This is a genomic window from Flavobacterium artemisiae (genome assembly GCF_042678225.1).
In the GTDB taxonomy this organism is placed as follows: Bacteria; Bacteroidota; Bacteroidia; order Flavobacteriales; family Flavobacteriaceae; genus Flavobacterium; species Flavobacterium artemisiae.
In genome coordinates, this window is the sequence record NZ_JBHUDZ010000012.1 from 316535 (window position 1) to 331022 (window position 14488).

15 protein-coding genes and 1 tRNA gene are annotated in these 14488 nt (G+C 32.4%); 14 read left to right on the forward strand and 2 right to left on the reverse strand.

Annotation, left to right across the window (positions count from 1 at the left end):
- Positions 1 to 128 precede the first annotated feature (128 nt).
- The 5 genes from ACFSC2_RS12045 to ACFSC2_RS12065 all read left to right on the forward strand — a co-directional run bounded on the left by ACFSC2_RS12045 (position 129) and on the right by ACFSC2_RS12065 (position 6927).
- Positions 129 to 1853 (forward strand): S41 family peptidase, encoded by a 1725-nt coding sequence (locus ACFSC2_RS12045; protein ID WP_379815193.1) that lies wholly within the window; start codon positions 129 to 131, stop codon positions 1851 to 1853.
- A gap of 216 nt (positions 1854 to 2069) precedes the next feature.
- Positions 2070 to 3719 (forward strand): S41 family peptidase, encoded by a 1650-nt coding sequence (locus tag ACFSC2_RS12050; protein ID WP_379815192.1) that lies wholly within the window; start codon positions 2070 to 2072, stop codon positions 3717 to 3719.
- A 200-nt stretch (positions 3720 to 3919) separates the two neighbouring features.
- Positions 3920 to 4708: a TatD family hydrolase gene (locus ACFSC2_RS12055; RefSeq protein WP_379815191.1), complete on the forward strand. Its 789-nt coding sequence runs from the start codon at positions 3920 to 3922 to the stop codon at positions 4706 to 4708.
- 64 nt (positions 4709 to 4772) lie between these two features.
- On the forward strand, positions 4773 to 5909 hold the full coding sequence (locus ACFSC2_RS12060; RefSeq protein ID WP_379815190.1) for a 1-acyl-sn-glycerol-3-phosphate acyltransferase: 1137 nt from the start codon (positions 4773 to 4775) through the stop codon (positions 5907 to 5909).
- Complete coding sequence (locus ACFSC2_RS12065; protein WP_379815189.1) at positions 5899 to 6927, forward strand: asparaginase; 1029 nt, start codon at positions 5899 to 5901, stop codon at positions 6925 to 6927. Before ACFSC2_RS12060 ends, ACFSC2_RS12065 begins: the two co-directional genes overlap by 11 nt.
- 195 nt (positions 6928 to 7122) lie before the next feature.
- Here the strand turns inward: ACFSC2_RS12065 and ACFSC2_RS12070 are convergent, their stop codons facing one another.
- Positions 7123 to 8358 carry an MFS transporter gene (locus ACFSC2_RS12070; RefSeq protein ID WP_379815188.1) on the reverse strand — a complete coding sequence of 412 codons (1236 nt, stop codon included), beginning with the start codon at positions 8356 to 8358 and terminating at the stop codon, positions 7123 to 7125.
- 90 nt (positions 8359 to 8448) lie between these two features.
- On the opposite strand from ACFSC2_RS12070, the gene ACFSC2_RS12075 reads away from it, so the two are divergent.
- From ACFSC2_RS12075 to ACFSC2_RS12095, 5 genes are all read left to right on the forward strand, one after another.
- Positions 8449 to 9318 carry a LysR substrate-binding domain-containing protein gene (locus ACFSC2_RS12075; RefSeq protein WP_379815187.1) on the forward strand — a complete coding sequence of 290 codons (870 nt, stop codon included), beginning with the start codon at positions 8449 to 8451 and terminating at the stop codon, positions 9316 to 9318.
- A 58-nt stretch (positions 9319 to 9376) separates the two neighbouring features.
- Positions 9377 to 9463, forward strand: a tRNA-Ser gene (locus ACFSC2_RS12080).
- Between the two features lie 696 nt (positions 9464 to 10159).
- Positions 10160 to 10384 carry a hypothetical protein gene (locus ACFSC2_RS12085; RefSeq protein ID WP_078226969.1) on the forward strand — a complete coding sequence of 75 codons (225 nt, stop codon included), beginning with the start codon at positions 10160 to 10162 and terminating at the stop codon, positions 10382 to 10384.
- Positions 10385 to 10451: 67 nt separating this feature from the next.
- A complete protein-coding gene (locus ACFSC2_RS12090) occupies positions 10452 to 10748 on the forward strand; it encodes a helix-turn-helix domain-containing protein (protein ID WP_379815186.1) in 297 nt (98 codons plus the stop codon).
- Complete coding sequence (locus tag ACFSC2_RS12095) at positions 10723 to 11565, forward strand: reverse transcriptase family protein (protein WP_379815185.1); 843 nt, start codon at positions 10723 to 10725, stop codon at positions 11563 to 11565. The genes ACFSC2_RS12090 and ACFSC2_RS12095 overlap by 26 nt, the downstream gene beginning before the upstream one ends.
- Before the next feature lie 28 nt (positions 11566 to 11593).
- Here ACFSC2_RS12095 and ACFSC2_RS12100 read toward each other — a convergent pair whose 3' ends face one another.
- Complete coding sequence (locus tag ACFSC2_RS12100; RefSeq protein WP_379815184.1) at positions 11594 to 12007, reverse strand: helix-turn-helix domain-containing protein; 414 nt, start codon at positions 12005 to 12007, stop codon at positions 11594 to 11596.
- Between the two features lie 196 nt (positions 12008 to 12203).
- On the opposite strand from ACFSC2_RS12100, the gene ACFSC2_RS12105 reads away from it, so the two are divergent.
- The 4 genes from ACFSC2_RS12105 (at position 12204) to ACFSC2_RS12120 (ending at position 14488) form a co-directional block, all read left to right on the forward strand.
- Positions 12204 to 12539 (forward strand): hypothetical protein, encoded by a 336-nt coding sequence (locus ACFSC2_RS12105; RefSeq protein ID WP_379815183.1) that lies wholly within the window; start codon positions 12204 to 12206, stop codon positions 12537 to 12539.
- Between the two features lie 164 nt (positions 12540 to 12703).
- The gene (locus tag ACFSC2_RS12110; protein ID WP_379815182.1) at positions 12704 to 13066 is read left to right on the forward strand and encodes an S-adenosylmethionine decarboxylase family protein; all 363 of its coding nucleotides are present in this window, start codon (positions 12704 to 12706) and stop codon (positions 13064 to 13066) included.
- A gap of 3 nt (positions 13067 to 13069) precedes the next feature.
- Positions 13070 to 14302: a DUF4178 domain-containing protein gene (locus ACFSC2_RS12115; protein ID WP_379815181.1), complete on the forward strand. Its 1233-nt coding sequence runs from the start codon at positions 13070 to 13072 to the stop codon at positions 14300 to 14302.
- 6 nt (positions 14303 to 14308) lie between these two features.
- Positions 14309 to 14488, forward strand: a complete 180-nt coding sequence (locus ACFSC2_RS12120; protein ID WP_379815180.1) for a hypothetical protein — start codon at positions 14309 to 14311, stop codon at positions 14486 to 14488.

A 14488-nucleotide genomic window follows, 5' to 3' on the forward strand; every position in this document is an offset into this window, starting at 1 on the left:
TTTGTCAAAGGTTTTTTAGTTTCAATTGAGGAAATTCGTAAAGATTATTAAGAATTATTTTATACTTTCGACACAGTTTACAATTGTAAATTTCCCAAAGCTATTTTAACCTAACCATCAACCACTGCATGAAAAAAATTACGTTGTTTTTTCTTATTGTCTTTTCACAAATTCTTTTCAGTCAAACCAAAATAACCGAAACCGAAAAACTCGCAGCAACTTGCAAAGTCTGGGGTTTTCTTAAATATTATCATCCAAAAGTTGCCAATGGCGATTTTAACTGGGATCAGCAATTGTTAGACGTTTTGCCTAAAATTGAAAAAGCCGAAACGAAAGAAGCCTTTTCTTTAGTACTTGAAAACTGGATTGATAATTTGGGAGAAATAAAAAAAACCGCTCCAATTGCAGTATCAAAAGATGTAGAGTATTTTGATAAAAATTTTGATCTGTCTTGGATCAACAAGAATAAATTGTTCTCTAAAAATCTTTCGAAGAAATTAAAATTCATCGAAGAAAACAGGTTTCAAGGCGAACAGTTTTATGTTTATGGCATGGAACATGTCGGCAATATTGGTTTGAAAAACGAAAGTGTCGCAAATCCAGATTTTACAGATAAAAATTCAAAACTTCGAATGGTTTTTATGCTTTGGAATTTAGTCGAATATTTTTTTCCTTATAAATATCAAACAGATGAAAACTGGGATATTACTTTAGAAAAAATGATTCCGCTTACCATTCAATCTAAAAATAAGAATGAATTTTTTCTTGTGATAAGAAAATTAGCTTCTAGGATAAATGATAGTCATACCGATGTTTATGTATATCGAAATATAGAAGAGCCTTCTCAAGCTAAATTTTTTCCTGCTGACGGAAGAATAATCGATGGTAAAGTAGTGGTTACAGAAATCTTGGCAGACAGTCTTGCGCAAGCAGATGATATTAAAGTTGGAGATGTAATTACGAAAGTTGATAATAAAACGATAAAAGAAATTATTGCAGAAAATAGAGATTTTATCTCAGCATCTAACGAATCTAAATTTTTAGATAAACTGGTTAAAGATATATTAGTAAGCAAATCGGATACGGTAAAAGTAGAGTTTTTAAAAAATGGTAAATACGTTATCAAAACAATGATATGGCATGATTATCATGATTCTCATAGAAATGAATTTAAAAAAGGAGCCAAGAAAAAGAAGCAAAAGTTCAAAGTTTTAGAGAATAATATTGGGTATGTTGATATGGGAATTTTAAAAGAGAAAGACGTTCCCAATATGATTGAAGCATTGAAAGGCACAAAAGCTATTGTTTTTGATGTTAGAAATTATCCGAAAGGAACCATTCGAGAAATATCAAATTTTATAAATGCGCACGAAGAAAAATTTGCCATTTATACTATTCCAGATTTAAATTATCCTGGAAGATTTAAATGGACTAGCGGCACTTCCAGCGGTTCTGAAAACAAGGATAATTATAAAGGAAAAGTAATTGTTTTGGTTGATGAGAATACGCAAAGTCACGCAGAATGGACGGCGATGGCTTTTAGAGCTTCTGGAAACGCAACGATTATCGGAAGTCAGACTTCTGGTGCAGACGGTAATATTTCGGTATTTGGTTTCAGCGGATTTCGCACGGTATTCTCCGGAATTGGCGTTTACTATCCAGACAAAAAAGAAACCCAAAGAATAGGAATTGTTCCTGATATCGAAATAAAACCAACCATAAAAGGAATTCAAGAAGGACGAGATGAAGTTTTGGAACGCGCTTTACTTTTTATTGAAAAAGGAAATGTAAAAGAAGAGGAGAAAATGAATGCCAAAATAGACCTCAAAAATTCTCAAAATCTGCGTAATTAAAATTTTTAGTTTTCATCAAAGTAAAAGCTGCAAATCTGCGAGGAAATAATTAAATGTTTTTAGATCAGCGCTTTCGCGAAAGCAAATTAATTTAATCAGCGAAAATTTTTTTTCTACAAATGTGGAAAGCCGTAAAGATTATTAAGAATTAATTTATAATTTCGATTTGCAATTATAAGTTTCCCAAAACTATTAAAACTAACCAACCACCAACTGATGCAGAAAATTATTTTAATTTTAGTAATTATCTTTACTCAAATTCTCTTTGGGCAAAGTAAAATTACCGAAACAGAAAAACTTACTGCAACCTGCAAAGTCTGGGGTTTTCTTAAATATTACCATCCAAAAGTTGCTGCTGGAGAATTCAATTGGGACCAGCAGTTGATCGACATTTTACCTAAAATTGAAAAAGCGAAGACCAGAAAAGAATATTCCTTAGTAATTTCAAACTGGATAGATTCTTTGGGAGAAGTACCGCTTATTGCGCCAGTTGCTGCCCCGAAAGATGTCGTTTTTTTTGACAAAAATTTTGATTTATCATGGATAAATTTAAACGCTTTATTTTCTAGAAATCTTTCGGCAAAATTAAAATTTATAGAAGAAAATAGATATCAAACAGAGCAAGAATTTGATCCAGATTTTGATAGTTTTAAAAATCTGAAAAATTACTTCGACATTGACTATACCGATAAAAACAACAGGATCCGAATGATTTTTGCTTATTGGAATGTGATAGAATATTTTTTTCCATATAAATATCTAATGGACCAGAAATGGGATCTCTCTTTAGAACAAATAATTCCTGCGGTTGTCGAAGCAAAAACAGAAGATGATTTTTATAATGCATTCATAAATCTGACTACTAAACTCAATGACAGTCATGTTGAATTTGCCATGTATAATAATTCGATATTTAATGATAAAATTAAATCCTTTCCTGGTAGAGGAAAAATCATAGATGAAAAATTGGTTATTACCGAAATTACTGGTGATAGTTTGGCACAGGCAAACAATGTAAAAGTTGGAGATGTAATCACCAAGATCAATCATAAAACGATAAAAGAACTTATAGCATTACGCAGAGATGCAATTAGCGCCTCAAACGAATCTAAATACTTAGATAAGTTAGCGTCGAGAATTTTGATGAGTTATTCGGATAAAGTAGACGTCGAATTTTTAGAAGATGGCAAATACACCACGAAATCTATGACTTGGATGGTACACCATGAATCTCATAGAAACGAATATAAAAAAGGGGCACAGAAAAAGAAAGAAAAGTTTAAACTACTCGACAATAATGTGGGATATGTAGATATGGGAGTAATTAAACAAAGACATATTCCTGATATGATAGAGACACTAAAATCTACCAAAGCGATTGTTTTTGATATGAGAAATTACCCAAATGGAACGTATGAAGATATTTCTAATTTTTTGAATCCTAAAGAAGCAACATTTGCCATTTATACTTATCCTTATCTAAATTATCCGGGAAGATTTTACTGGACAAAAGGAACAAGTACGGGTAAAGACAATAAAGATAATTACAAAGGAAAAGTTATTGTGCTTTTAAATGAAAAATCTCTTAGTCAGGCAGAATGGACAGCAATGTGTTTTCAAACTGCCGGAAATACAACCATTATCGGAAGCCAGACTGCGGGTACAGACGGAAATGTTATTGAACTGGATTTTAAACATTTTCACACTCGTTATTCGGGAATTGGAGTTTATTATCCTGATAAAAGAGAAACACAAAGAATCGGGATTGTTCCCGATATCGAAATAAAACCAACTATAAAAGGAATTCAAGAAGGACGTGATGAAGTTCTGGAACGCGCATTAAAATTCATAGAAATGGGGGTCTAAGTTTTTAGCTGCAGTTTCAGTTTTCATTTTTTGATTAGGCCTCTGTCAAAGTTCAAACTTTGATAAAGGCCTTTTCTTTTTGTAATAATTAAGATCCGTTTTTATCGGCGCTTTCGCGAAAAAAAATCCGTAAAATCCGCGTCCTTAAAAGCAAAGTTGGGAAAGTCTTTAATATTGTCGTATTTTTGGCAGCGATAAAAATGAAGACATTGAAACCTACTATAACAATCACCGATACACACACCCATTTATATTCTGAAGAATTTGATCAAGATCGCGACGAAATGATTCAGCGCGCGCTAGATGCCGGAATCACTCGTTTTTTTATTCCTGCAATCGATGCTGCAGCAACGCAGTCAATGTATGATTTAGAAAAAAACTATCCAGAAAATATATTTTTAATGATGGGTCTGCATCCCACTTACGTAAAAGATAATTACGAAGACGAATTAAAACACGTAGAAATGGAATTATCTAAACGAAAATTCTACGCAGTTGGCGAAATCGGAATCGATTTGTATTGGGATAAAACGCATTTAAAAGAGCAGCAGATTGCCTTTAGAAGACAAATTCAATTTGCAAAACAATACAAATTACCCATCGTAATTCACTGTCGTGAAGCCTTTGATGAGATATTCGAAATCCTTGAAGAAGAAAAATCTGAAGATTTATTTGGGATTTTTCATTGTTTTTCCGGAACTTTAATACAAGCACAGCAGGCAATTTCGTACAATATGAAATTAGGAATCGGCGGCGTGGTGACATTTAAGAACGGAAAAATAGATCAGTTTTTAAATCAAATCGATTTAAAACACATTGTTTTAGAAACCGATTCACCTTATTTAGCGCCAATTCCGTACAGAGGAAAAAGAAATGAAAGCAGTTATTTGGTCAATGTAATTTCTAAACTAGCCGAAATTTATGATGTTTCTGAAGAAGAAATCGCAGCAATTACAACGCAGAATTCTAAAGACGTTTTTGGGATTTAACCTGTGCCTTACAAAACTTTAATTTTTTTTTTGTTCTTTTGCCCACTTAAAATCTATATAAATAATGCAGAAATTTGATGCCATTCGACCTTTTTATGATTCCGAAATAAACGAAGTACTTCAAGTCGCGGTTAATCATCCGATGATGAAAACCATGATGAACTTTACTTTTCCGGAAGTAGAAGATGAGGTTTGGAAGGAACAACTTAAGAAAACACATTCGATTCGTGATTTTCAATGCAATTTTATTTATAACACTATTCAAAAAGTCCTAGAAAAAAGCTCAGAAGGATTAACAACTTCAGGTTTTGAAAAACTAGAGCCAAATACTTCCTATTTATTTATCTCCAATCACAGAGATATTCTTCTGGATACCACTTTACTAAATGTATGTTTATTCGAACATGGTTTGGTAATGACAGCATCGGCAATTGGAGACAATTTAGTTAAAAAAGCATTTTTGTCTACTTTAGCTAAATTGAATAGAAACTTTTTGGTTTTGAGGGGTTTAACGCCTCGAGAAATGCTTCAAAGTTCGAAGTTATTGTCTGAATATATGGGACAATTACTGCTTCGCGAAAACCGTTCGGTTTGGATTGCACAGAAAGAAGGCAGAACAAAAGACGGAAACGATGAAACCAATCCAGGAGTTTTAAAAATGATCGGAATGGGTTCTGACGAAGAAAATTTAATGGATTATTTTAAGAAATTAAAAATCGTTCCTGTTTCTATTTCGTACGAATACGACCCGACTGATGTGTTGAAAATGCCGCAATTAATGGCAGAAGCCAACAACGAAGTATATGTAAAAGATAAAAATGAAGATTTCATGAATATCATCAGTGGTATCATGGGAACTAAAAAAAGAATACACATTTCTGTCGGAGATGTTTTAGATACCGAAATCGATCAGATTGTGGCAGAAAATGACAATGCAAACAAGCAAATTCAGGCTTTGGCACAAACAATTGATGATGTGATTTTGAAAAATTATCAATTATGGCCGACTAATTTTATTGCGTACGATATTTTAAACGAAACAGAACGATTTGCTGAAAAGTATAAAGAAAGTGAAAAACAACTTTTTGAGCGTCGTTTAGAAATGAGAATCGGAAGTGATAATCCTGTGACAAGACAAGGATTTTTGGCCATGTATGCCAATCCTGTTGTCAATAAATTAAAATACCAAGATGTCATCTAAAGCTAAAATACTGCTGATTTATACCGGAGGAACAATCGGTATGAGCAAAGACTTTGAGACTGGAGCGCTTAAAGCCTTCAATTTTGGTAAATTGATTCAGAAAATTCCAGAAATCAAACAATTGGACTGCGAAATCGAATCGATTTCTTTCGAACATCCAATTGATTCTTCCAATATGAATCCTCAAATGTGGACAAAAATTGCCACAATGATTGAGGAAAACTACGCTTCTTTTGACGGATTTGTGGTTTTACACGGATCTGATACGATGTCGTATTCGGCTTCGGCATTAAGTTTTATGCTCGAGAATTTGTCTAAACCTGTTGTTTTTACAGGTTCGCAACTGCCAATTGGAGATTTGCGTACTGATGCAAAAGAAAACCTGATAACAGCAATTCAGATTGCGTCACTTTTAGAAAACGGAAAACCAGTTATTACAGAAGTTTGTTTGTATTTTGAATACAAATTATACCGTGGTAACCGAACTTCTAAAGTAAATGCAGAACATTTTAGAGCATTTACGGCGCCAAATTATCCTGAATTGGTAGAATCCGGCGTTCATTTAAAATTGAATAAACATTTATTTCTTCCTATAAATAAAGACGCTAAATTAATCGTTCACAAAAACTTAGATAATCACGTGGCGATTATTAAAATGTTTCCAGGAATGAGCGAAATTGTTTTAGCTTCAATATTAGCAACTTCAGGTTTACGTGGAATTGTTCTGGAAACTTACGGTTCTGGAAATGCACCAACTGAAGATTGGTTTTTAAACTTAATCGAAAAAGCCATCAAATCGGGAATGCACATCGTAAACGTAACCCAATGTTCAGGCGGAAGCGTAAACATGGGACAATACGAAACCAGTACAGCTTTAAAATCTTTGGGTGTTATTTCAGGAAAAGACATTACTACAGAAGCAGCGATTACAAAACTAATGTATCTGCTTGGACATAATATTCCGCAAAACGAATTCAAAGGTATTTTTGAAACTGCTTTGCGTGGTGAAATATCTTAAAAACGAAATTCCAATTTTTTAAATCCCAAATTCCAAATCTCAAACTTTTCATTTCGAAGATTAAGAAATGACAAGCTCGTGTGTAATTGGAATGGTAAAGAACTTTGACAAAGTTGAATAGTTAAGTTTGTCAATTAACCATCTTAATTAAATGAACTTATATCACTTATATGGTTCAAAAAAGTAAAGTTAGAATTAGGAATTTTTATAAGTAACCGGACAAGTCTCCAATTCCTCTTCCACTTTATGTTTTTTATAATAGACATAAACCAAGACCGAAAGAATACAAATAATTCCCTGAATGGCAACTGTAGCTCGAACTCCAAGAGAGTGAGAAACATAACCAATAATCAAACTTCCCACAGGAATCATTCCTTGATACGCCATCATATAATAACTAATACTTCTAGAACGCATATTTACGGCGCTGTGTGTCTGAATATAAATGTTGATAGAAGAAGTTTGTCCCATCATTCCGATGCCGCTTAAAGTCATACAGATCAAAGCAATTGTCATACTATTTGAAAAAGATAAAATGATAATACTGAAACCCAAAAGTAAACTGGCTGCAATCATCAGTTTATTCATATTTTCTGCCGATTTTAAGTTCGCTAGATAAATGGCAGAAAGAACAGAACCAATTCCGGCGGCGCTTTCGAACCAGCTGAAGGTTTCGGCGTTTCCGCTAAAAATATCTTTCGCAAAAACAGGCATCAAAGTATTAAACGAAATCACAAACAAACTGCTGCAAGTCAGCATCAGAAGCATTCTTGCCATTTCGGTTTCTTTTTTGACATAATCAAGACCTTCCATTAAATCGTCGATCATATTCAATTTGTTTTCAGCTTTAATATGGGGTGTGATTTTCATCATAAACAATGAAATCAAAACAGGAATGTAACTAATAAAGTTTCCAATAAAACAAATGTCTTCACCATATTGGTGCAGAATAATTCCGGCAAGGGCAGGTCCGGCAATTCTAGCAAAGTTGTTCATGGTAGAATTTAAGGCAACCGCATTTGGAAGATCTTCTTTATCATTCACAATATCAATCATCATCGTTTGGCGGCAGGTCATATCAAACGCATTGATAATTCCCTGCATTAAACTCAATGCCAGAATAAAATTGATATTATAAATTTTTAAGTAAATCAGCAAAGCCAAAATCCCAGCTTGAAGCATCGCTAAAGATTGCAGCACAATCATCGCGCGGTGTTTGTCGTAACGACCAATAATACTTCCAGCCAAAGGCGCAAGAAATAAAGACGGAATCATACTTAAGAAAGTCGCCAGTCCCAATAAAAATACAGAACCTGTTATACTGTAAACCATCCAGCTCACGGCCGTTTTCTGCATCCAAGTTCCGATAACCGAAACAGATTGACCGTAAAAGAAGAGTTTGAAATTTTTAGATTTTAAGGCTTTAAACATGATCTTATTATTTGATTACAAAGTTCGTGATTATGATTTCATTAGAAAAATTAATAATTTTACTGATAATAAGTACTTAAACTTATCAATATGGAAATTTATCAACTGCAATATTTTATTAAAACTGCTGAAGTTTTGCATTTTACAAAAGCGGCTGAATTGTGTTTTGTAACCCAATCGGGACTTTCGCAGCAAATCAAAAAATTGGAAGAAGAACTTGGAATGCCTTTGTTTAAGCGAATTGGGAAGAAAGTTCAATTGACCGAAGCAGGTTCTGTTTTCTTGCTTCATGCCAAAAAAGTGGTCGAAAATATAGAAAACGGAAAACAAGCAATCGTCGATTTGAACGAAATGATCGGCGGTGAACTCCGAATTGGCGTAACCTACATTTTCGGACTTTTGATTCTTCCCATTGTCAATACTTTTGCTAAAAGATATCAGAATCTCAAAATCATTGTAGAATACGGAACGACAGAATCGCTGGAACAAAAACTTATAGATAATACTGTAGATGTCGTTTTGGTAATTCCGTCGCACGCGATTGAAAATCCGATTCAGAAAGTGCCTTTGTTTACCTCAAATATGGTTATGGCAGTTTCTAAAAATCATGCTTTGGCGAATCTGGACAAAATTGCTTTTAAGAAAATAGAAGATATTCCGCTGATTCTGCCCGGAAAAGGTTCGAATTCAAGGGAATTTGTCGAAGAATTATTTCAGAAGTTTAACATGAAACCAAAGATTTCGATCGAGCTGCATTCTATTCATGCATTATTGCAAATGGTAGAAAACAGCGATTGGTCAACAATTGTGGCCGAAAAAGCCCTAAAAGGCTGGGATGAACTACGTGCGATACAAATTACAGGAGTTGCCACAAAACGCGAAGCTTTTATGCTCACGATTGGCGGTTACCAGAAAAAAGCAGTAAAATTGTTTATGGAAGAATTTAAAAAGAGCATTTAAGTAATCTTGAATTACTTTTGTAAACTCAATTTTTTTTGTGTTCTTTGCAGACCAAAATAGAGAGGTGTCCGAGTGGTTTAAGGAGCTAGCCTGGAAAGCTAGTATATGGGTAACTGTATCGAGGGTTCGAATCCCTTCCTCTCTGCAAGTTTTTAAATTAAAATAATACCGAACCTCGAAATCTATATTTCGAGGTTTTTTTATTGATTTTTTCAGTATCAGAATTTTTTTGACACCTCTATTCAAATATAATCTTATTTGAGTGTAATTTTCTGAAATATAATGATTTATGTATTGGTTCAGTTGTAAAGAATTACTTTACAACTGAATTTCTCTTTGCTAAAATCTCAATTTATTTTAAGAGTATAGTCCTTTTGATATTTTTAAAAATAAATAATAATTTGGTTTTCAGTTAGTTATTATATTTATTAAAATTTTAACACTTATTTTATTAACTATCAGTAATATGTTTGTATATTTGCATCATAGTTCTTTGAAACATGTTTTGAAAGTTAATTGCTAAATGGAGAGTTTAAATTTTTGTTCATTTTCTTGAACAACCCTTAATTGGGATTTAGGACACAATTATCTAAAGTTACTGAAAAGCTGTCGACGCCCCTGAAAAAGCGCCGCTATCTTTATCGTGAAAAGAATCGATGAACCATTCGATTATGATCAAAGAAAGTTTTAAGTGAATAAGAAGATAAATTGATTGATACTAAAGTTTCTTTTTGGAAGCAGAATTTTGAAGTGGTGCGTGAGAGCATTGTCTACGCATTTAGTAATTAACGATTGTTAAATAAGCAGATAGCAACGAAGCTATTACTAAAACTTAAATAATATGTCAAGAATATCTAGACTTCAAAACATCGATGGTTTAATAAACGCTTTAACCATCGCAAAGAACCAGTGCTCTCTATCGGAGAATGATGTTAATTTATTAAATGATGCAATAGCTAAATTAAATAGATTAAGAAAGAAAAAAGGACTGACTGATAAAAACTATAAATCTGAAGTATCAGATATTATCGCTCTTCTAATTAGATTTTTTAATTTGATGCTGTAAATCATGATTTTAAAATCAATATCGTTAAATTCCCGACACCTCTTTAATTTTTTTTATACTAATTATCATGAACATAGGTCAAGTTATTAAAGACACAAGAAAACAGAAAGGACAAACTCAGAATGAGCTTGCTTTATCTTGTGGGATTACTCAGACATATCTTTCTCAAATTGAAAATAATTCAAAGGAACCTAATTTGTCGACTTTAAAAGTTATAAGTCAAAAACTTGATATCCCTTTACCGATATTGTTTTTTATGTCTTTAAATGAAGAAGATGTTGCTCCAGAAAAAAGAGAAGCTTTTGCAATTATAAATCCATCCGTTAAATCTTTTATTAATGAATTCTTTAGAGACAAAAAATAAATTGTTTTTACCATCAGTTATAGGTGAGAAAAGTAAAGATCTTGATGAAATTATACAGTCAATAGATGATCATTATAGAGAACGTATTGAGCAAAAAATTGATAATAAAACAGGAAAACCTAAAACATACTTAGATGGAACTGTTAAGGAGCGAGTAATTCGACCATCGAAAAAAAGATTGAATCTTATTCAGTCAAAGATAAAAGATAGAATTCTTTCTAAAATTGAATTACCAAGTAATGTGCATGGTGGAGTCAAGAAAAGAAGTAATATAACAAATGCAAAACCTCACCAAGGTAATAAATTCGTTTTTGTAACTGATTTAAAAGATTTCTATCCTTCTGTTAAAGCAAAGAAAATTCATGATTTGTTTATTGAATTAGGTTACAATAAGCAGTTTGCTTTTTACATGACTAAATTAACAACTTGGAAAGGTGAGTTACCACAAGGAACTCCAACGAGCACACATATTTCTAATATTTTTTTTCTTAAAACGGATTATGAGCTTATAAAAATATGTGAGGAAAATGATATTACTTATACTAGATATGTTGATGACTTAACATTTTCATCTCCAAAAAATTTTCAACATTTAATTCCAAATCTTTTGAGCATTGTGAAAAAGAGTGGATTAAAAATTAGCTATAGAAAAACAGATTATCAAGGCAAACAAACTGTAACGGGAATTAGAGTCTTACTTTATAAAATTGATGCGCCTCAAAAGATAATTGAAAAAGCAAAATTGGAAATTGATAATCATCCCTCATGTAAGCCTATGAGTAATTATGTTGAGAGTATAAGAAAAACTAATCGATAGATTTTTTAATTTTTAATATAAACAAAAACTATTTCCCTTTAAGCAACTTCTCCAAATATTCATTTTTATCTTTTTCAGATTGTAATAAACGTTCGTAAAGTTTTTTATTCTCCTCATAAACTTCAACTAATTTATCTAATGGATTGAACGTACAGTGATTTGGCTGTATGTTTCCAGAGTTAGAGCTATTGTCATAAAAATTAGCAAAATAATTAATCATATTTTCTTCAGAAAAATTTTGAATTGCTTCTACAGTTACGCCAAGTGCTTTTGCAACTTCTTTCAGTTTTTCTTCGTCAATGGTTTCGCTGTTTTCCATTATCGAAACGGCTTGTTGATTTGTGCCTAAAGCTTGTGCTAAAGCTTCCTGTTTCATGTCTTTTAGTTCACGAATACGGCTTATTTTTCGCCCTATATGATTTGGTTTTATTGCTGTGCTCATGATTCAAAGATATTTAAAATTGTTGAGGTAAGAATCTGTTTTCGTAAAAAACAAAGCTTTTTTGTAAGATACGCTTTTCATTATTTACACAAAAGTACTGTTTTTATAGAAAATTTAGAAAACGTAAATTCTAGATCAATGCTGAAGTTTTTAAAAGGTTCTGTATTTTAGTATAAGATTTAATTAAAACCGAAAAATGTACCAATATTATTTTCGCCCAGCTTACAAATCAGAAGAACTTTTGATCGATGTTTTTAACGGCGCCGAAAGCGAAACTTTTACTGCCGATTTTTTACAAACCATTCATGAAATAAAACCAAAAATGATCGATATTCTTGATTTATGGATGAATGACGAAATGTTAATGACAATAAATTCAGAAATAGGACAGTTCACACTTTCTAAAGATATCTGGGGTCTTGGTTTTATAACTGCAGAAGATAATCAAGAAGCTTTAGTTAGAATAAATTCTATCTTAGAAAAGTCAGAAATGTTTGAAAAAGTTGAAGTTGATTTTGAAAATTATAAATAAAAAACGTTTTTTAAAAGCTCATTTCTTCTTCCAAAAAACTTTAAAAACCTAAATAGATAGCCACAGTTCGTGAACAGATATAAAACTATTCAAAATACGTTTTCCCGCATTATTTTATTATAGAAATATTATATATTTGGCCTCTGTGCTTTATAAATAATTAGATGGATTTACCTCCTTATTCACCAGGATTACACAAACTGGTAACTTTACATGTCGACGAAATTTCTAAACTGACCAACAGTGCGGGGTTTGTTGACGTTACCCATTCTATTCTAGAAAAATACGAATTGGAGAAAGTTGGGGCTGTAGTACATGATTTCGAAAATCAAAGTTTTACGATCTCGTTCTGCCTAAAAGAATCGCATATTTGTATACACACTTGGCCAGAATACAATCAGCTTACTTTGGACGTTTATTTGTGTAATTATCTTCAGGACAATTCACTAAAAGTGCGTGCTGTAATGGCAGATTATGTGGCTTATTTTGAAGCGTCAATTATTAAAGATTTTGAAATTAACCGATAAAATATGAAGATTCCTTGTTACATCTGTAATACAGAAACCGAATTAGAGGTTGGTTTTGAAGTAGTCAATTTTGTTTGTCCAAAATGTCAGAGTATATATGCTGTTGATAATAATGGACAGTTTCGTAAAAAATTTCAATATAAAAAGATTGATTTTGAGTGTCCGCTGGAAATTGGAGATATTGGTTTCTTAAATGGAAGTAACTATAAAGTAACGGGAATTCTAAGAAAAAATGTTCATCCAAATTATTCTTGGATAGAATTCATACTTCAAAATGAGGCGAAAGATTTTCTTTATCTTTCACTTTCAAACGGACATTGGATGATTCTCGAAGAAATGGAAGAAATTTTCAATGTAAGTGATCATCCAAATTCATTGGAGTACGAAGATGTAGAATACGATATATTTGAGTATTCTGATGCTGAAATTATAAATGCAAGAGGATTTTTTGATTTTGAACTTCCACAGAATAAATACATTCATTTAGTTGAGTATATTAATCCTCCAAATATCATTTCTGTAGAAATAATGAATGGTATTGAGACTTCATATTATGGAGAATACGTAAAGAAAGATGTTATTCAAAAAGCATTTAAAAAGACCTCTTTGCCATATCAGTTAGGAGTAAATATGATTCAGCCCTTTCGATTTGATATTCGAAATACGGCCATTATTTTCTGTGTTTTTGCTTTGTTTATTTTAACGGCAGATTGGCTTCTTTATAAAGATCAAACAGAACAAAAAGTTTTTTCGAAAATAATTGAATTTAAAGAATCTGACAACAAGCAGATAACAAGTGAGTCTTTTGTTTTAAATGGTGCTTCGGCACCTTTAACCGTTGAGGTTTCGTCGAGCGTAGACAATTCTTGGGCCAACGTAAATATAGCTCTGATCAACGAAGAAACGAGCGACGAAATTTACGCTAACAAAGACATCGAATACTATCACGGTTATACTGACGGCGAATATTGGAACGAAGGCAGTAAAGAGGAAAAATTTAATATTTGCGGTGTAAAAGGCGGTAAATACCATCTTTTGGTAACACCGATGAAAGCACCTGAGGATCTTGCCAATTACGGAATGGAGATTAATGTAATCTGGAGGCAGCCTTCGAGCAGAAATGCCTGGTTTACGATTATTTTCATGATCATTGTTTTTGTAATTATCTATTTGCTTAAATATAGTTTTGAAAAAAGCCGTTGGTCAGACAGCTCTTATTCACCTTATTCAGAATAAATTACTATGGAAAAAATTACTGCTTTTATAAAGAACAACCGAATTCCTCTCTTAATTGGAGCTTTTTCCCTCGGAGTTTATTTCTATTTTGCTTTGGCTGGAAACCGAATATGTGACTGCGAAACCACCGAAAAATACAGCACGGCGAGAAGCCATAGTTCAAGAAATCATTTTTATCATAAATAA